Genomic DNA, 18,097 nt, shown 5'->3' on the forward strand with positions numbered 1-18,097 from the left:
GGAAGGCACACGGTCCGGTCAGTGCGCGGCGGACTCCCAGTCGGGGCCGACGCCGACCGAGACGTCCAGCGGTGCGCGCAGGGACACGGCCGAGGACATCTCTCTGCGGACCAGTTCCTCAACCCGGTCGCGCTCGCCCGGCGAGACCTCCAGGACGATTTCGTCGTGGACCTGGAGCAGCAGCCGGGTGGAGAGCTTCGCCTCGCGCAGGGCCCGGTCCACGTTCAGCATCGCGATCTTGACGATGTCCGCGGCCGTGCCCTGGATCGGGGCGTTGAGCGCCATCCGCTCGGCGGCCTCGCGGCGCTGCCGGTTGTCGCTGTTGAGGTCGGGGAGATAGCGGCGTCGGCCGAGCATCGTCTCCGTGTATCCCGTGGCGCGGGCCTCGTCGACGGCGCGGCGCAGATAGTCGCGGACTCCGCCGAACCGCTCGAAGTAGGTGTCCATCAGGCCGCGCGCCTCGGCCGCCTCGATGTTCAGCTGCTGGGAGAGGCCGAACGCCGAGAGGCCGTACGCCAGTCCGTACGACATGGCCTTGATCTTGCGGCGCATCTCCGCGTCGACCGCGGACCGCTCCACGGCGAACACCTGGGAGGCGACGGTGGTGTGCAGGTCCTCACCGGAGGCGAACGCTTCCAGCAGGCCTTCGTCCTCGGACAGATGCGCCATCACGCGCAGCTCGATCTGGCTGTAGTCGGCGGTCATCAGCGACTCGAAGCCCTCGCCGACGACAAAGCCGTGGCGGATGGCGCGGCCCTCGTCCGTGCGCACCGGCACATTCTGGAGATTCGGGTCGGTGGAGGAGAGCCGGCCGGTCGCGGCCACGATCTGGCTGAAGCTGGTGTGGATACGGCCGTCGGCCGCGATCGTCTTGATCAGGCCCTCGACGGTGGAGCGCAGCCGGGCCTGTTCACGGTGGCGCAGCATGATGACCGGCAGCTCGTGCTCGGTCTGGGCCGCCAGCCAGGCCAGCGCGTCCGCGTCGGTGGTGTAACCGGTCTTGGTCTTCTTGGTCTTGGGGAGATTCAGCTCGCCGAAGAAGACTTCCTGCAGCTGCTTGGGCGAGCCGAGGTTGAACTCGTGCCCGACGGCGGCGTGCGCCTCCTTCACCGCCTGCTGCACGGCACCCCCGAACTGCTGCTCCATCGCTTCCAGATGGGAGCGGTCGGCCGCGATGCCGTGCCGCTCCATCCGGGCCAGCAGCTCCGAAGTGGGCAGCTCGATATCGTGCAGCAGGTCGGCCGCACCGACCTCGATCAGCCGGGCGGTGAACGCTTCGCCGAGGTCGAGGACCGCGCGGGCCTGCGCCATCAGGGCGTCGGCCTCGGCCTGTTCGTCCGAGCCGAAGGCGAGCTGGCCGTCGGCGGCGGCCGGGGCGAGCTCACGGCCCAGATACTCGACGGCGAGCGCGTCCAGCGCGAAGGAGCGGCGGCCGGGCTTGACCAGATAGGCGGCGAGCGCGGTGTCCATGGTGACGCCGTCGACGCTCCAGCCGTGCTCGGGGAAGACCCGCATGGCGCCCTTGGCGTTGTGCATGACCTTCGGCCGGCCGGCGTCCGCGAGCCAGTCGGCGAAGGCCCGCTCGTCGGCCTCGTTCAGCTGGGTGGGGTCGAACCAGGCGGCAGGTCCCGCGGCCGTGGCGAGCGCGATCTCGGCGACGCTGCCGGTGCCCAGTGCCCAGGTGTCGACGGTGGCCACGCCGAGCGGCTGCCCGCCGTGCTGCTCGAGCCAGGGGGCGAGCTCGCCGGTGGAGAGCACCGTGCCGTCCAGCTCGACGCCGGCGGCGGGGGCCGGGGCCTCCTCTTCCTCGGCGCCCGGGTCGACCGCGAGGAGCCGCTCGCGCAGGCTCGGGTTGCGGATCTCCAGGACCTCCAGGAACCCCTTCAGCGCGCTCCTGTCGTACGGCGCGCGCTCGAGGTCGGCGACGGCCTTCGGCAGCTCCACGTCCCGCACCAGCTCGGTGAGGTGGCGGTTGAGCTTGACGGAGTCCAGGTGGTCGCGGAGGGCCTGCCCGACCTTGCCCTTGACCTCCTCTGCGCGCTCCATCAGCTCCGCGAACGAACCGAACTGGCTGATCCACTTCGTGGCGGTCTTCTCACCGACACCCGGGATGCCCGGCAGGTTGTCCGAGGGGTCGCCCCGCAGGGCGGCGAAGTCCGGGTACTGCTGAGGCGTGAGGCCGTACTTCTCCTCGACCTTCTCCGGGGTGAAGCGGGTCAGCTCGGAGACGCCCTTGGTGGGGTAGAGCACGGTGGTGTGCTCGCTGACCAGCTGGAAGGAGTCGCGGTCGCCGGTGACGATCAGCACTTCGAAGCCGGCGGCCTCGGCCTGGGTGGCGAGGGTGGCGATGATGTCGTCCGCCTCGAAGCCGTCCACCGCGAACCGCACGGCGTTCATGGTGTCCAGGAGCTCACCGATCAGCTCGACCTGGCCCTTGAACTCGTCCGGGGTCTTGGAGCGGTTCGCCTTGTACTCGGGGAAGTCCTGCGAGCGCCACGTCTTGCGTGAGACGTCGAAAGCCACCGCGAAATGCGTGGGCGACTCGTCGCGCAGCGTGTTCGCCAGCATCGACGCGAAGCCGTAGATGGCGTTGGTCGGCTGACCGGTCGCGGTCGTGAAATTCTCCGCGGGCAGCGCGAAGAACGCCCGGTACGCCAAGGAGTGCCCGTCCATGAGGAGCAGGCGCGGTCGGTTGTCTGGGGTCTTCTTCGATGCCGTCTCAGCCACGGCCCCGATCCTGCCACGTACCACTGACATTCCCGACCGTGGCAGGATCGGGGCACCCAGCACGCCGCAGGCTCGAAGGAGAGCTCGATGGCCAGCAAGCCTCCCATTGGTGACCCGGTCCAGGACGCGCCGCAGGTCGCGGCCCCGCATCAGGCGGCGGCCGGTCTTCCCGCCATCGGGCACACCCTGCGCATCGCCCAGCAGCAGATGGGGGTGCGCCGCACGGCGCAGACCCTGCTCAAGGTCAATCAGAAGGACGGCTTCGACTGTCCGGGCTGCGCCTGGCCCGAGGGCGACAAGCGGCACATGGCGGAATTCTGCGAGAACGGCGCGAAGGCGGTCGCCGAGGAGGCGACGCTGCGCCGGGTCACGCCGGACTTCTTCGCCGCGCATCCCGTCACGGACCTCGCCTCGCGCAGCGGGTACTGGCTGGGGCAGCAGGGCCGTATCACGCAGCCGATGTACCTGCCGGAAGGCGCCGACCGCTACGAGGCGGTGACCTGGGAGCGAGCCTTCGCGATCATCGCGGAGGAGCTCACGGCGCTGGCATCGCCCGACGAGGCGCTCTTCTACACCTCGGGCCGCACCAGCAACGAAGCGGCGTTCCTGTTCCAGCTCTTCGCCCGCGAATTCGGCACCAACAATCTTCCCGACTGCTCGAACATGTGCCACGAGTCCTCCGGCTCGGCGCTCACCGAGACGATCGGCATCGGCAAGGGCAGCGTCTCGCTGGAGGACATCCACGAGGCGGACCTGATCATCGTCGCCGGGCAGAACCCCGGCACCAACCATCCCCGGATGCTCTCGGCCCTGGAGAAGGCCAAAGCGGCGGGTGCGAAGATCATTTCGGTGAATCCGCTGCCCGAGGCCGGCCTTGGACGGTTCAAGAATCCGCAGACCCCGCGGGGCATGGTCAAGGGCGTCGCGCTCAACGACCTCTTCCTGCAGATCCGCATCGGCGGCGACCAGGCACTCTTCCGGCTGCTGAACAAGCTGATACTCGAGACGGACGGGGCCGTCGACGAGGCGTTCGTACGCGAACACACCCATGGCTACGAGGAGTTCGTGGCCGCGGCCCGTGCCGCCGACTGGGACGAGACCCTCGTCGCGACCGGCCTCGAACGCGCCGTGATCGAGCAGACGCTCGAGATGGTCCTGGCGTCGAAGCGCACCATCGTCTGCTGGGCGATGGGTCTGACCCAGCACAAGCATGCCGTGCCGACCATCCGTGAGGTGGTCAACTTCCTTCTGCTGCGCGGCAACATCGGCCGCCCGGGCGCCGGCGTCTGCCCCGTGCGCGGGCACTCCAATGTCCAGGGCGATCGCACCATGGGCATCTTCGAGCGGCCTGCCCCGGCCTTCCTGGATGCCCTGGAGAAGGAGTTCGGCTTCGCTCCGCCGCGTCACCACGGCTTCGACGTCGTACGGTCCATTCAGGCGCTGCGCGACGGGGAGGCGAAGGTCTTCTTCGCCATGGGCGGCAATTTCGTCGGCGCGACGCCGGACACCGAAGTGACCGAGGCCGCGATGCGCAGGGCCCGCCTCACGGTGCATGTGTCGACGAAGCTGAACCGCTCGCACGCCGTCACCGGCACCAGGGCGCTGATCCTGCCCACCCTCGGCCGTACCGACAAGGACGTACAGGCGGGGGGCAAACAGTTCGTGACCGTCGAGGACTCGATGGGCATGGTGCACGCCTCACGCGGCAATCTCACTCCGGCGAGTCCCCATCTGCTGTCCGAGCCGGCCATCGTGGCCCGGATGGCGCGTGCCGTGCTCGGCCCCGGCTCGGTCACGCCCTGGGAGGACTTCGAGAAGGACTACGGCTCCATCCGCGACCGCATCGCGCGCGTGGTGCCCGGCTTCGAGGACTTCAACACCAGGATCGCCCGTCCCGACGGCTTCACGCTCCCCCACGCTCCGCGCGACGAACGCCGCTTCCCCACGGCCACCGGCAAGGCCAATTTCACCGCCGCACCCGTCGAGTTTCCCGAGCTGCCCGTCGGCCGGCTGCTGCTGCAGACGCTGCGCTCGCACGACCAGTACAACACCACGATCTACGGCCTGGACGACCGCTACCGCGGTATCAAGGGCGGTCGCCGGGTGGTCATGGTGAACCCCGAGGACGCTCGCGGGCTGGGCCTGGCGGACGGCTCGTACACCGATCTGGTCAGCGAGTGGAAGGACGGCGTGGAGCGGCGTGCCCCCGGTTTCCGGGTGGTGTACTACCCCACTGCCCGTGGCTGCGCGGCCGCGTACTACCCGGAAACCAATGTGCTGGTGCCGCTGGACTCCACGGCGGACACCAGCAACACCCCGGCGAGCAAGTCCGTGGTGATCCGGTTCGAGCACGGGGAATGAGACCTCCCGTCTAAGCGTTCGCTCAGGCATCTGATAAGACGGTGCACACAGCACGCAACGTACTGACGATCGGAGCCGGACCCCATGGGCGAGCAGACCAATGTGAAATTCCCGCAAGAGGTCATCGACGAATACGCCGCGCTCGGGGTCGATCTGCCCGCGCTCTTCTCCGCCGGACATCTGGGCCGGCGCATGGGCGTGCAGATCCTCGAGGCCTCGGCCGAGCGGGTCGTCGGCACGATGCCGGTCGAAGGCAACACCCAGCCCTACGGGCTCCTGCACGGCGGCGCGTCCGCCGTGCTGGCCGAGACCCTCGGCTCGGTCGGCTCGATGCTGCACGGCGGGACCTCCAAGATCGCCGTCGGCGTGGACCTGAACTGCACCCACCACCGCGGCGTCCGCTCCGGCCTGGTCACCGGAATCGCCACACCGGTGCACCGCGGCCGCTCCACCGCCACGTACGAGATCATCATCACCGACGAGCAGGAGAAGCGGCTCTGTACGGCCCGGCTCACCTGTCTGCTGCGCGACTCCGACGGGCCGGCCGGGTTCAGCGGCTGATCATCCGCAGGCTTGTTGTGCCACGGATCGTGACGGCCTAGCTTGCCCCCATGGGGACCAAGCCGCACATCTCGGTCGGGTACGCCACCTACGCGCTTCTGGTCACGCTTGCCGTGGCGGGCTGCACGGAATCCTCCTCGTCCGGGCAGCCCACCACGCCAACACCCGTACCGCAGAAGTCCTCGCCTGCCGATATATGCACAAGTCTCGTCTCCTACTGGGCGAAAGAGACACTCAAGGGCAGCAAGTGGTCGGGAATCGACTGGGAGCAGAAGGGGCTGTCCAACGAGCAGTACGCCATCCACGAGGAGATCGTCGCCGCGGCCCGCGCCGAGGAAAAGCGCCAAGGCCGGGACGCGGCCCTCGCCTTGATCGACGTCCGGGCCCGGCAGAAGTGCGCCGCCCGGAACGGCGCGACCGGCAGCTCGGAGAACTGGCGTCCGCCGAAATCAGCGGCACCTTCGGACCGGTAGAACTGTCCACCGGCGGTCCGCACACCGAGCCGCCCGAGATCGTCTGCAACGCCAACACCGATTACCGGACGGCTCGTTGGCCTCACCACGCGCTCGCTGCAGCCGCGGCCACTGCTCCGGCCCCCACCGCGGCCCAGCTCGCCCCGCACCGGCCCGAACCTCCACCCCGATCCGGGCTCGTCACGCGTATGCGCGCATCACGCACGAAGGGCCGATCGGCCAACCGGACGTCCGCGCACGTGTCTTCCACACCGCACCTTCGACGCGCCGTCGCCCGCGAATCACCGATCACCGATCATCGATCACCGGTCACCGGTGACGACGCCCGCCGACCGGCGCCATGATGCGGACCAGCGTCCGGCCGGCCCCCCGCCTTTCGCATACGCCCTGGTACGACCCACACCGTCACCGTTCAAGCCACTGGCGCGAAGCTGCGCGGGGATCCCCGCGAGGTGGTGCCGCTCTTCCTTGACGTAACGCTACGTAACAACGGCGTAAACGAGAATCCGGGCTTCGTTGCCAACCGGGCCTGCGCCGCCGATCTTGCCGGGGCTCTCCGCGCCCCCTGTCCGCCACCGGCCTCAAGATCAACTCAATCCCCATAGCGGAACTGCACGTTCTCACCATGTGGTCGAAACTCCGGGGCGCCGAAAGCCCGATCTGTCCACAGTCCCCCCACGGAGCCTTGGCCTTGGCATAACAAGAACGTCACATCCTGACTCCCTGCCTCCCTGACCCCGTCGGCTGCCCTTAGAGTCACGGCCAGTCACCGCGCCGCCGGGCGCATCACAGCACGGCCGTGTACCCCCCAGTACGGCCCGGCGACCAAACGGCACCTCAGGAGAGGTGCCGCGCCAGGGAAAGGATTTATCGTGCGAAAGCGTTCCTTGCTCATCCTCACCACCGTGGTCACCACGGGAGCACTCACACTCTCCGCCTGCGGCTCGCGCGACGACAGCAAGGGGACCGACAGCGGCAACAAGACCACTGTGGTCATCGGCGTCGACGCACCGCTGACCGGCTCGCTGTCCGCACTGGGCCAGGGGATCAAGAACTCCGTGGACCTCGCCGCCAAGACCGCGAACAAGAACAACGAAGTCCCCGGCATTGAATTCAAGGTCGAATCCTACGACGACCAGGCAATTCCTGCCTCCGGTCAGGCCAACGCCACCAAGCTCGTAGGCAACAAGGACGTTCTGGGTGTAGTCGGCCCGCTGAACTCCGGCGTCTCGCAGTCCATGCAGGGCGTCTTCAACACGGCGAACCTCACGCAGGTCTCTCCGGCCAACACCAACCCGTCGCTGACCCAGGGCGACAAGTGGGGCTCGGGCGAGAAGAAGCGCACGTTCAAGACGTACTTCCGCACCGCCACCACGGACGTCGTCCAGGGCAAGTTCGCCGCCCAATACCTGTACAACGACGCCAAGAAGAAGAAGGTCTACGTCGTCGACGACAAGCAGACCTACGGCGCCGGCCTCGCCGCGATCTTCTCCGACGAGTTCAAGCGTCTCGGCGGCACCATCGCCGGCACCGACCACGTCACGGTGAAGGAGACCGACTTCTCCAGCACCGCCGACAAGGTCAAGTCCTCCGGAGCGGACTCGGTCTACTTCGGTGGCCAGTACCCCGAGGGCGGTCTCCTCTCCGACCAGGTCAAGAAGGCCGGAGCGAAGATCCCCACCATGGGTGGCGACGGTATCTACGACCCCGCCTTCATCAAGGCCTCCGGTGTGGCGAACGACGGCGACCTCGCGACGTCCGTCGGCTACCCGGTCGAGAAGCTCCCGACCGCCAAGAAGTTCATCGATGACTACAAGGCGGGCGGCTACAAGGACCCGTACGCGGCGTACGGCGGCTACTCGTACGACGCCGCCTGGGCCGTCATCCAGGCCGTCAAGGCTGTCGTCGCCGCCAACGACGGCAAGGTGCCGGCCGACGCCCGCGCCAAGGTCACCGAGGCCATGTCCAAGGTCTCCTTCGACGGTGTGACCGGCAAGGTCGCCTTCGACGAGTTCGGTGACACCACGAACAAGCAGCTCACCGTCTACTCCGTCAAGGGCAACAACTGGGCGGACGTCAAGAGCGCCACGTTCAAGGACTGATCCACCGCATTGCCCCGCACCAAATGAACCAGACCGCGCGAGGGCGCAACAAGCGCCCTCGCGCGGTGTCATATCCGACACGCTCATCGGAGGCCCTGCGGTGAACGAACTGCCGCAACAGCTGGCCAACGGCCTTGCCCTCGGTGCCCTTTATGGCCTCATCGCCATCGGGTACACCATGGTCTACGGCATCGTCCAGCTCATCAACTTCGCCCACGGCGAGATCTTCATGATCGGGGGCTTCGGCGCCCTCACCACCTACATCTGGCTCCCCAGCGGAACCTCACTTCTGGTGGCGATACCCCTCATGATCATCGGCGGCGCAATCGCCTCCGTCGCCGTCGCCACCGCCGCGGAACGCTTCGCCTACCGGCCGCTGCGCAGTGCGCCACGGCTGGCCCCGCTGATCACCGCGATCGGCCTTTCCATCGCCCTGCAGCAACTCGTCTGGGGTTTCTACCCGGACGCCAAGAAGGCCAGGAGCTTCCCGGAGTTCACGGGTGAGTCCTTCAAGATCCTGGACAACCTGTCGATCCAGCGCGCCGACGCCTTCGTCCTCGTCCTCGCCCCGCTGTGCATGCTCGGCCTCGGCATCTTCGTCTCGAAGAGCCGCAGCGGCCGGGCCATGCAGGCCACCGCGCAGGACCCGGACACCGCGAAGCTGATGGGCATCAACACCGACCGCATCATCGTGATGGCCTTCGCCATCGGCGCCGCGTTCGCCGCGGTCGCCGCGGTCGCCTACGGCCTGGACAAGGGCCAGATCAACTTCGAGATGGGCTTCATCCTCGGACTGAAGGCGTTCACCGCCGCAGTCCTCGGAGGCATCGGCAACATCTACGGCGCCATGGTCGGCGGCATCGTCCTGGGCCTCGCCGAATCGCTGTCGATCGCCTACATCGAGCACATCCCCGGCATGCAGCAGCTCGGCGGCGGCGCCTGGTCCAACGTCTGGGCTTTCGTACTTCTCATCGTCGTGCTTCTCGTCAGGCCACAGGGTCTGCTCGGTGAGCGCGTCGCGGATCGGGCGTGAGAACCATGACCACCGACACCACCACTGAGACGACCCCGGTCATCCCGCTGTCGCCGGCCGTCGCACGTGCGGTCACCACAGCGGGCGCGGTACTGACCATCGCCTCCACCTTCCTCGCATGGACATGGACCGCCGACTTCCCCGGCAACCTCACAGTCACCGGGTACCCGGGCGGACTCCAAGTCCTCACGCTGGTTGCCGGGATCGTCACGCTCCTGTTCACCGTCGCGGGCTATGGAGTCCGCGGTCTCGGCTGGCTCAACCCCGCGGGGAGCAACAACCCCACAGCTGTACTGGCCTTCGGCTCCCTGGCCACGACTTGGTTCGCCATCATCGCGATCGCGGTCGAACTGGGCGGCCTGGCCAACCTGGAGCCTGGCGGCTACGTCGCCGCAGCCGGAAGCCTGATCGCCGTCATCGGTGCGCTTGGGCTGCCGCTCGACCGGCGTACCAAGGCCGATCTGCCGAAGTGGAACTGGTTCCTCGCGGTCGTCCTCGGCCTCGTGTTCTACGCGCTCTACCGGTACGTCCGGCTCGGCCGCATCGACCGCACCGTGCCAACCGCACGGAAGCTCCCCTCCTGGGCCGAGATCCTGATCATCGTCGGCTCCTTCGGCGTCGGCATGTACGTGGTCACCTACGGCATCGACACCGAGTACGCCGAGCTGTTCACCGGCTACCTCATCGCCGTCGGCTTCGCCGTCGCCGCGCTCTTCAAGGCTGGCCTCGTCGGGCGGCTCTCAGGGCTCACCGCCAAGTACCGCCAGGTGACGCTCATCGCCGCATTCGTCTCGGCCGCGGCGTTCCCGTTCACGCAGAACACCGACACGTACACACTCATCGCGGTCAACATCCTCATCTTCGCGACCGTCGCCCTGGGCCTGAACATCGTCGTCGGTCTCGCGGGTCTCCTCGACCTCGGATACGTCGCGTTCCTCGGCGTCGGCGCGTACACCGCCGCACTCGTCTCCGGGACCACGGCGTCCGCGTTCGACGTGCAGTTCCCCTTCTGGGCCGCCGTCCTCACCGGCGCCGCCGTCTCGCTGATCTTCGGAGTCGTCATCGGCGCTCCGACCCTGCGACTGCGCGGCGACTACCTCGCCATCGTCACCCTCGGCTTCGGTGAGATCTTCCGTATCACCGTGGGCAACCTCGACGGCGTATCGGGACCGCAGATCACCAACGGTCCCAACGGCATCCCGAACATCCCGGACCTGGTGTTCTTCGGGTTCAACTTCGGCGAGCCCCACACGGTCCTGGGCGTCGAGCTCGGCAGCTACGCCAACTACTATCTGCTGATGCTGCTCGCGATGATCCTGGTCATCCTGGTCTTCAGCCGGGCGGGCAGCTCCCGTATCGGCCGGGCCTGGGTCGCCATCCGCGAGGACGAGACCGCGGCAACCGCCATGGGCATCAACGGCTTCCGGGTCAAGCTCATCGCGTTCGCCCTCGGCGCCACTCTGGCCGGCCTCGCCGGCACCGTGCAGGCTCACGTCCAGCACACCGTGGTCCCCGAGATGTACCAGTTCGCCGGTCCGGTCCCGCCCAACTCCGCCTTCCTGCTGGCGGCCGTCATCCTCGGCGGCATGGGCACCATCAGCGGACCTCTCATCGGCGCCACGCTGCTCTACATGATCCCGGCGAAGCTGCAGTTCCTCCAGGACTACCAGCTCCTCGGCTTCGGTATCGCGCTGATCCTGCTGATGCGCTTCCGTCCGGAAGGCCTCATCGCCAACCGCCGCGCCCAGCTCGAATTCCACGAGACCGACCAACTCGACGTACCCGACAAGGGCCTTCCGGACTCCGGCGTCGGCATCGCCAAGGCGGGGGCGTGAAGGACATGACGACCACCACCACGAACACCACGACCGACACCGTGCTGGACGCCAGCGGAGTCACCATGCGCTTCGGCGGCCTCACCGCCGTACGCTCGGTCGACCTCACGGTCCGGGCCGGCGAGATCGTCGGCCTCATCGGTCCCAACGGCGCGGGCAAGACCACCTTCTTCAACTGCCTCACCGGTCTGTACATCCCCACCGAGGGCAAGGTCACCTACAAGGGCACCGTCCTGCCGCCCAAGCCCCACCTCGTCACCAAGGCAGGCGTCGCCCGGACCTTCCAGAACATCCGGCTCTTCGCCAACATGACGGTCCTGGAGAACGTCCTCGTCGGACGCCACACCCGGACCAAGGAAGGTCTCTGGTCCGCCCTGCTGCGCGGCCCCGGCTTCAAGAAGGCCGAAGCCGCCTCGCACGAGCGGGCAATGGAGCTGCTGGAGTTCATCGGCCTGGCGCACAAGGCCGATCACCTCGCCCGCAACCTCCCCTACGGCGAGCAGCGCAAGCTCGAAATCGCACGCGCCCTGGCCAGCGAGCCCGGCCTGCTGCTCCTCGACGAGCCCACCGCCGGAATGAACCCGCAGGAGACCCGGGTCACCGAAGAACTCATCTTCGCCATCCGGGACCAGGGCATCGCCGTTCTCGTCATCGAGCACGACATGCGCTTCATCTTCAATCTGTGCGACCGCGTCGCCTGCCTGGTCCAGGGCGAGAAGCTGGTCGAGGGCACGCCCTCGGTCGTCCAGGGCGACGAGCGGGTCATCGCCGCCTACCTCGGCACGCCCTTCGAGGGCGATCCGGGCGCGGCGGAGGCGGCCGAGGTAGAGGCCGCCGAGGCACAGAGCACCACCAGCACGGAAGGGGAAACCCAGTGACCGCTCTGCTCGAGGTCGAAGACCTCAGGGTCGCCTACGGCAAGATCGAAGCCGTCAAGGGCATCTCCTTCAGCGTCGAGGCCGGCCAGGTCGTCACCCTCATCGGCACCAACGGTGCGGGCAAGACCACCACCCTGCGGACGCTGTCCGGGCTGCTCAAGCCCTCCGGCGGCCGGATCATCTTCGACGGCAAGCCGCTGAGCGGCGTTCCGGCCCACAAGATCGTCGCGCTGGGCCTGGCCCACTCGCCCGAGGGACGGCACATCTTCCCGCGGCTGACGATCGCCGAGAACCTCCAGCTCGGTGCGTTCCTGCGCACCGACAAGGCGGGCATCGAAAAGGACATCCAGCGCGCCTACGACCTCTTCCCGATCCTGGGAGAGCGCAGGAAGCAGGCGTCCGGCACGCTCTCGGGCGGCGAGCAGCAGATGCTGGCCATGGGCCGCGCGCTCATGTCGCAGCCGAAGCTGCTGATGCTGGACGAGCCGTCGATGGGTCTCTCCCCGATCATGATGCAGAAGATCATGGAGACCATCGTCGAGCTGAAGTCCCAGGGCACCACCATCCTGCTCGTCGAGCAGAACGCCCAGGCCGCCCTCTCGCTGGCCGACCACGGCCATGTGATGGAGGTCGGCGAGATCAAGCTGACGGGCACCGGCCAGGACCTGCTGCACGACGAGAACGTCCGCAAGACGTATCTCGGCGAGGACTGAGCCGTACGCGCATACGGAGAGGCCCGCACCCCGAGCTCGGGGTGCGGGCCTCTCCGTATGCCCTACTCGCCCTTCGCGGCCTTCTTCTCCTCGGCGTCCTCGATGACCGCCTCGGCGACCTGCTGCATCGACAGCCGCCGGTCCATCGAGGTCTTCTGGATCCAGCGGAACGCGGCGGGCTCGGTCAGCCCGTACTGCGTCTGCAGAATGCTCTTCGCGCGGTCGACCAGCTTCCGCGTCTCCAGCCGCATGGAAAGGTCGGCGACCTCCTGCTCCAGCGCCTTCAGTTCGGCGAAGCGGGAGACCGCCATCTCGATCGCCGGCACGACGTCGCTCTTGCTGAACGGCTTCACCAGATACGCCATGGCTCCGGCGTCCCGGGCCCGCTCCACGAGGTCGCGCTGCGAGAACGCGGTCAGCATCAGGACGGGGGCGATGGACTCCTCGGCGATCTTCTCGGCCGCGGAGATCCCGTCCAGGACGGGCATCTTCACATCAAGGATGACCAGGTCGGGGCGGTGCTCCCGGGCGAGCTCGACGGCCCGCTGACCGTCACCGGCCTCGCCGACCACCGCGTAGCCCTCTTCCTCGAGCATCTCCTTGAGGTCGAGCCGGATGAGCGCCTCGTCCTCGGCGATCACGACGCGGGTCGTCAGCGGAGGGACGTGCGACTTGTCGTCCTCGTGGGCGGGCTGGGGCGAGTCGGGGGCGGTCACGGGACTCCTCGGTGCGGGACATATACAGCTCTCCAAGAGCCTACCCAGCTGCGGTAAGGTGGTGCTGCAGCAGGTCGGGGGGAACCTTTGATTCTGCGAGCCCCGGTAGCCCAATTGGCAGCAGGCAATGGATTCAAAACCCATACAGTGTCGGTTCGAGTCCGACCCGGGGCACCTTTACTTCAATTCCAAGGTCACCTCACATTTCGGGGATCTTCACTCACGCCAGTGAACCTCCCTTCGATGCGAGGCCTGCTCTTCGAGATCACGGCAGTCGAGTGGAAGTCGGCTCGCGGGAGTCGAGCGGCCCAGAACATCTCGGTGGCCGTGTGCGTCCATCGCGCTCATGGACGCACACGTCGGGCCGAAGTACTGACGCCCCGGCCCGACAGCTGCTTCCCCTGCACCTACTTCGGGCTGTCGTCCTCGCCGATGTGGTGTACCCGCACGAGGTTCGTGGAGCCCGCGACTCCGGGCGGGGAGCCTGCCGTGATGACGACGATGTCGCCCTTCGCGCAGCGGCCGATCTTCAGCAGTTCCTCGTCGACCTGGGCCACCATGGCGTCGGTGGACCCGACGTGCGGACCGAGGAAGGTCTCCACTCCCCAGGTCAGGTTGAGCTGGGAGCGGGTGGCCACGTCGGGTGTGAAGGCCAGCAGTGGGATCGGCGAGCGGTAGCGGGAGAGCCGCCTGACGGTGTCACCGGACTGCGTGAAGGCGACCAGGAACTTCGCGCCCAGGAAGTCGCCCGTCTCGGCTGCCGCACGGGCCACCGCGCCGCCCTGCGTACGGGGCTTGTTGCGCTCGGTCAGCGGCGGCAGGCCCTTGGCGAGGACATCCTCCTCGGCCGCCTCGACGATGCGGCTCATCGTCTTCACCGTCTCGACGGGGTACTTCCCGACGCTCGTCTCGCCCGACAGCATCACGGCATCGGTGCCGTCGATGACGGCGTTGGCGACGTCGGACGCCTCGGCGCGGGTGGGGCGGGAGTTGTCGATCATCGAGTCGAGCATCTGGGTCGCGACGATGACCGGCTTGGCATTGCGCTTGGCGAGCTTGATGGCGCGCTTCTGGACGATCGGGACCTGCTCGAGCGGCATTTCCACACCGAGATCGCCGCGGGCGACCATGATGCCGTCGAAGGCGGCCACGATGTCGTCGATGTTCTCGACGGCCTGGGGCTTCTCGACCTTGGCGATCACGGGAAGGTGGCGGCCCTCCTCCGCCATGACGCGGTGCACGTCCTGGATGTCGCGTCCGCTGCGTACGAAGGAGAGGGCGATGATGTCGGCGCCGATGCGCAGGGCCCAGCGGAGGTCTTCGATGTCCTTCTCGGAGAGCGCGGGCACGGAGACGGCCACACCGGGGAGGTTGAGACCCTTGTGGTCGGAGATCATGCCGCCTTCGACGACGGTGGTGTGGACCCGGGGGCCGTCGACCGCGGTCACTTCGAGGGCGACCTTGCCGTCGTCGACGAGGATGCGCTCTCCGGTGGTCACATCGCCGGCGAGGCCCTGGTAGGTGGTGCCGCAGATCCGGCGGTCGCCTTCCATCTCCTCGACCGTGATGGTGAATTCATCGCCGCGTTCAAGCAGTACGGGTCCTTCACGGAAGCGTCCGAGACGGATCTTCGGACCTTGAAGGTCGGCGAGGACGCCGACGCTGCGGCCCAATTCGTCGGAGGCTTTTCGTACGCGCTGGTAGCGCTCCTCGTGCTCGGCGTAGGTGCCGTGGCTGAGGTTGAAGCGGGCGACGTCCATTCCGGCTTCGACCAGTGCCTTGATCTGGTCGTATGTGTCGGTGGCGGGCCCAAGAGTACAGACGATCTTTGCTCGGCGCATGATTCGAGCCTAGAGCTTACCGGCCGGTAGAGAATTGGCCGCGCATGACTACTCAACAACCTTTACGTGAAGCCTTATTGACAAGTGTTGAATTGTGCGCGGGGGTGCTCCGATGAGCATTTCCTATCGCCGGGGCGCACCCCGGAGCACGTCCCGCTACAGCTGCGGCGGCGTCATCGTAAAGCGGGCGTTGACCTGGGCGTAGACGGTCTGGCGCTGCGGCTCCAGATCGAGGGCCGGGGCCATCTCCGCGCTGTCGGCCGCGCCGTACGCGGCCATGCGCATGCCGGGTGCCGCAGGCATTCCGTACGCGACGGCGTTCTCCGCGCCGAGATCGGCCAGCTCGACCAGCGCGGCCAGCCGCGCACCCAGGGCCTCGGCATACTCGCGGGCCCGCTGGACGGCCTCCTTCACCGCCTGACGGCGGGCCTCACCGTGGGCCGGCGAGTCCGGGCGCAGGGCCCACCAGGGGCCGTCCACCCGGGTCAGCTCGAGATCCGCGAGGCGCGTGGTGAGCTCGCCGAGCGCGGTGAAGTCGCTGAGCTCGGCGGTGATGTGGACACGGCCGTAGTAGGCGCGGACGCGTTCGCCGCGGCCGTGCCGCGTGAGCTCCGGAGTGATCGAAAAGGCGCCGGTCTCCAGCTTCTCCACCGCTTCGCCGTAGGACTTGATCAGGTCCAGGACGGCGGAGTTGCGGCGGGTGAGGTCCTCCAGCGCGCTGCGCCGGTCCGTGCCGCGCGCGCTGACCGCGACGCCGATCCTGGCGATCTCCGGGTCGAACTCCAGGCGCGCCTCGCCGCGCACGGCGACCCGCGGCGTCTCCGGTGTGCCGTACGGCGCGGCGGTGTTGGGTGCGTCGGTGGTCACGGGAGGCTCCCTCGTACGTCGTGGTCGTGCCGGAACGTCATGAACACTCTCGCATCCCGCGCGGGACAACCGGCGGACACCAGATCGAAACCCTCGAGGGGTGTTGCCGGATACTGCTCCTGCGCCAGAATCTACGCGCGTTGTGTACCGAAACGAGGGAGACGAAATGCCGCTGAACCGTAGGACGTTCCTGGAGCGGTCGGCCGCCGCCGGCGCCGGCGTGGCCATCGCGGGCGCCACCGCCCTGCCCGCAGGCGCCGCCGAACAGAGCCACGGCCACGGACATTCGCCGAAGCGGTACTCCTTCACCGTCATGGGCACCACGGACCTGCACGGCAATGTCTTCAACTGGGACTACTTCACGGACAAGGAGTTCGACGACAAGACCCACAACGATGTGGGCCTGGCGAAGATATCGACGCTCGTGGAGAAGATCCGCAAGGAGAAGGGCCGGCGCAACACGCTGCTCATCGACGCCGGTGACACCATCCAGGGCACCCAGCTCTCGTACTACTACGCCAAGGTCGACCCGATCACGGCCAAGCGCGGTCCCGTGCACCCCATGGCGCAGGCCATGAACGCCATCGGCTACGACGCCGCGGCGCTCGGCAATCACGAGTTCAACTACGGCATTCCCGTGCTGCGCAAGTTCGAGGAGCAGTGCGACTTCCCCCTGCTCGGTGCGAATGCGCTGGACGCGAAGACGCTCCGGCCGGCCTTCCGCCCGTACAGCATGCACCGGCTGCGTACCCCGTGCGGCCGCGATGTGAAGGTCGCCGTCCTCGGCCTCACCAACCCCGGCATCGCCATCTGGGACAAGGCCAATGTGCAGGGGAAGATGACGTTCCCGGGCCTGGAGGAGCAGGCCGCGAAGTGGGTGCCGAAGCTGCGCTCCCTGGGCGCGGACGTAGTGATCGTCTCCGCCCACTCGGGCTCCAGCGGCACCTCCTCCTACGGTGACCAGCTCCCGTACATCGAGAACGCCGCCGGTCTGGTGGCGGAGCAGGTGCCCGGTATTGACGCGATACTGGTCGGCCACGCGCACACCGAGATCGCCGAGTACTTCGTCGCCAACAAGGAGACCGGCAAGAAGGTCGTGCTCTCCGAGCCGCTGAAGTGGGGTCAGCGGCTCACGCTGTTCGATTTCGACCTCGTATGGGAGAAGGGCCGCTGGACGGTCGAGAAGGTCGGCGCCCAGGTCCTCAACTCCAACACGGCCGATGAGGACCCGAAGATCACCGGGCTGCTCGGCGACGAGCACAAGAAGGTCGTCGCGTACGTCAACCAGGTCATCGGCACTTCCACCACCGCCATGACCACGGCCGACGCGCCGTGGAAGGACGAGCCGATCATCGATCTGATCAATCACGTCCAGGCGGAGACGGTGAAGGCGGCGCTGGCCGGCGGCCAGTACGCGGCGCTGCCCGTCCTCTCGCAGGCGTCCTGCTTCTCCCGTACCGCGGCGATCCCGGCCGGCCAGGTGACCATCAGGGACGCGGCCGGGCTCTACGTCTTCGAGAACACCCTGGAGGCGCGGCTGCTGACCGGCGGGCAGCTCAAGGACTATCTGGAGTTCTCGGCGCGGTACTACGTGCAGACTCCGGCCGGCGGTCCTGTCGACACCTCAAAGTTGACCAACGCCGACAACACTCCGGACTACAACTACGACGCCGTCTCGGGTCTGACGTACGAGATCGACGTCGCCAGGCCGGCGGGTTCGCGGATCGTGAATCTGTCCTTCGACGGCAAGCCGATCGACGCCGCGGCGCAGTTCGTGCTGGCCGTCAACAACTACCGTGCCAGCGGCGGCGGGAACTTCCCGCATGTAGCCAAGTCCCAGCAGCTGTGGGCGAATTCGGAGGAGATCCGGAACACGATCATCAACTGGGTGAAGGCGAAGGGCACGGTCGACCCCGCGCAGTTCGCGACCGTGGGCTGGAAGCTGACCAGGGACGGCACGCCCGTCTTCTAGCCCTCTCGTCGCGAGGCG

General features: G+C 67.7%; 13 protein-coding genes and 1 tRNA gene. 10 read left to right on the forward strand and 4 right to left on the reverse strand.

What is annotated here, in order from left to right; translation table 11 throughout:
• Window positions 1-18 precede the first annotated feature (18 nt).
• A complete protein-coding gene (gene polA / locus OG966_RS10585) occupies window positions 19-2,727 on the reverse strand; it encodes a DNA polymerase I (protein WP_326649241.1) in 2,709 nt (902 codons plus the stop codon).
• An 87-nt stretch (window positions 2,728-2,814) separates the two neighbouring features.
• On the opposite strand from polA, the gene OG966_RS10590 reads away from it, so the two are divergent.
• The 8 genes from OG966_RS10590 to OG966_RS10625 all read left to right on the forward strand — a co-directional run bounded on the left by OG966_RS10590 (window position 2,815) and on the right by OG966_RS10625 (window position 12,683).
• Window positions 2,815-5,088 carry an FdhF/YdeP family oxidoreductase gene (locus OG966_RS10590; RefSeq protein WP_326649242.1) on the forward strand — a complete coding sequence of 758 codons (2,274 nt, stop codon included), beginning with the start codon at window positions 2,815-2,817 and terminating at the stop codon, window positions 5,086-5,088.
• A gap of 84 nt (window positions 5,089-5,172) precedes the next feature.
• On the forward strand, window positions 5,173-5,649 hold the full coding sequence (locus tag OG966_RS10595) for a PaaI family thioesterase (protein WP_326649243.1): 477 nt from the start codon (window positions 5,173-5,175) through the stop codon (window positions 5,647-5,649).
• Between the two features lie 50 nt (window positions 5,650-5,699).
• Window positions 5,700-6,122 (forward strand): hypothetical protein, encoded by a 423-nt coding sequence (locus tag OG966_RS10600; RefSeq protein WP_326649244.1) that lies wholly within the window; start codon window positions 5,700-5,702, stop codon window positions 6,120-6,122.
• Window positions 6,123-6,994: 872 nt separating this feature from the next.
• Window positions 6,995-8,224, forward strand: a complete 1,230-nt coding sequence (locus OG966_RS10605; RefSeq protein WP_326649245.1) for a branched-chain amino acid ABC transporter substrate-binding protein — start codon at window positions 6,995-6,997, stop codon at window positions 8,222-8,224.
• Window positions 8,225-8,324: 100 nt separating this feature from the next.
• On the forward strand, window positions 8,325-9,257 hold the full coding sequence (locus OG966_RS10610) for a branched-chain amino acid ABC transporter permease (RefSeq protein ID WP_326649246.1): 933 nt from the start codon (window positions 8,325-8,327) through the stop codon (window positions 9,255-9,257).
• A gap of 5 nt (window positions 9,258-9,262) precedes the next feature.
• Window positions 9,263-11,092 (forward strand): branched-chain amino acid ABC transporter permease, encoded by a 1,830-nt coding sequence (locus OG966_RS10615; protein WP_326655151.1) that lies wholly within the window; start codon window positions 9,263-9,265, stop codon window positions 11,090-11,092.
• 5 nt (window positions 11,093-11,097) lie between these two features.
• Entirely contained in the window at window positions 11,098-11,970 is an 873-nt protein-coding gene (locus tag OG966_RS10620) for an ABC transporter ATP-binding protein (protein WP_326655152.1), read from the forward strand.
• Window positions 11,967-12,683 carry an ABC transporter ATP-binding protein gene (locus OG966_RS10625; RefSeq protein WP_326649247.1) on the forward strand — a complete coding sequence of 239 codons (717 nt, stop codon included), beginning with the start codon at window positions 11,967-11,969 and terminating at the stop codon, window positions 12,681-12,683. The genes OG966_RS10620 and OG966_RS10625 overlap by 4 nt, the downstream gene beginning before the upstream one ends.
• A 62-nt stretch (window positions 12,684-12,745) precedes the next feature.
• On the opposite strand, the gene OG966_RS10630 is transcribed toward OG966_RS10625, so the two are convergent.
• Entirely contained in the window at window positions 12,746-13,399 is a 654-nt protein-coding gene (locus OG966_RS10630; protein WP_326649248.1) for an ANTAR domain-containing response regulator, read from the reverse strand.
• Window positions 13,400-13,498: 99 nt separating this feature from the next.
• On the opposite strand from OG966_RS10630, the gene OG966_RS10635 reads away from it, so the two are divergent.
• Window positions 13,499-13,573: transfer RNA gene (locus OG966_RS10635), tRNA-Leu, on the forward strand.
• A gap of 233 nt (window positions 13,574-13,806) precedes the next feature.
• Here the strand turns inward: OG966_RS10635 and pyk are convergent.
• Both pyk and OG966_RS10645 read right to left on the reverse strand, forming a co-directional pair.
• Window positions 13,807-15,240, reverse strand: a complete 1,434-nt coding sequence (gene pyk / locus OG966_RS10640) for a pyruvate kinase (protein ID WP_326649249.1) — start codon at window positions 15,238-15,240, stop codon at window positions 13,807-13,809.
• Between the two features lie 156 nt (window positions 15,241-15,396).
• Entirely contained in the window at window positions 15,397-16,107 is a 711-nt protein-coding gene (locus OG966_RS10645) for an SIMPL domain-containing protein (protein ID WP_326649250.1), read from the reverse strand.
• 166 nt (window positions 16,108-16,273) lie between these two features.
• On the opposite strand from OG966_RS10645, the gene OG966_RS10650 reads away from it, so the two are divergent.
• On the forward strand, window positions 16,274-18,079 hold the full coding sequence (locus OG966_RS10650; protein ID WP_326649251.1) for a bifunctional metallophosphatase/5'-nucleotidase: 1,806 nt from the start codon (window positions 16,274-16,276) through the stop codon (window positions 18,077-18,079).
• The last annotated feature ends 18 nt before the right edge of the window (window positions 18,080-18,097 follow it).

The sequence above is a fragment of the Streptomyces sp. NBC_01750 genome (assembly GCF_035918095.1).
In the GTDB taxonomy this organism is placed as follows: domain Bacteria; phylum Actinomycetota; class Actinomycetes; order Streptomycetales; family Streptomycetaceae; genus Streptomyces.

Coding starts and splice junctions, on each gene's coding strand:
- OG966_RS10590 (WP_326649242.1), top strand. CDS start 2,815: ATGGCCAGCAAGCCTCCCATTGGTGACCCGGTCCAGGACGCGCCGCAG.
- OG966_RS10595 (WP_326649243.1), top strand. CDS start 5,173: ATGGGCGAGCAGACCAATGTGAAATTCCCGCAAGAGGTCATCGACGAA.
- OG966_RS10600 (WP_326649244.1), top strand. CDS start 5,700: ATGGGGACCAAGCCGCACATCTCGGTCGGGTACGCCACCTACGCGCTT.
- OG966_RS10615 (WP_326655151.1), top strand. CDS start 9,263: ATGACCACCGACACCACCACTGAGACGACCCCGGTCATCCCGCTGTCG.
- OG966_RS10620 (WP_326655152.1), top strand. CDS start 11,098: ATGACGACCACCACCACGAACACCACGACCGACACCGTGCTGGACGCC.
- pyk (WP_326649249.1), bottom strand. CDS start 15,240: ATGCGCCGAGCAAAGATCGTCTGTACTCTTGGGCCCGCCACCGACACA.
- OG966_RS10650 (WP_326649251.1), top strand. CDS start 16,274: ATGCCGCTGAACCGTAGGACGTTCCTGGAGCGGTCGGCCGCCGCCGGC.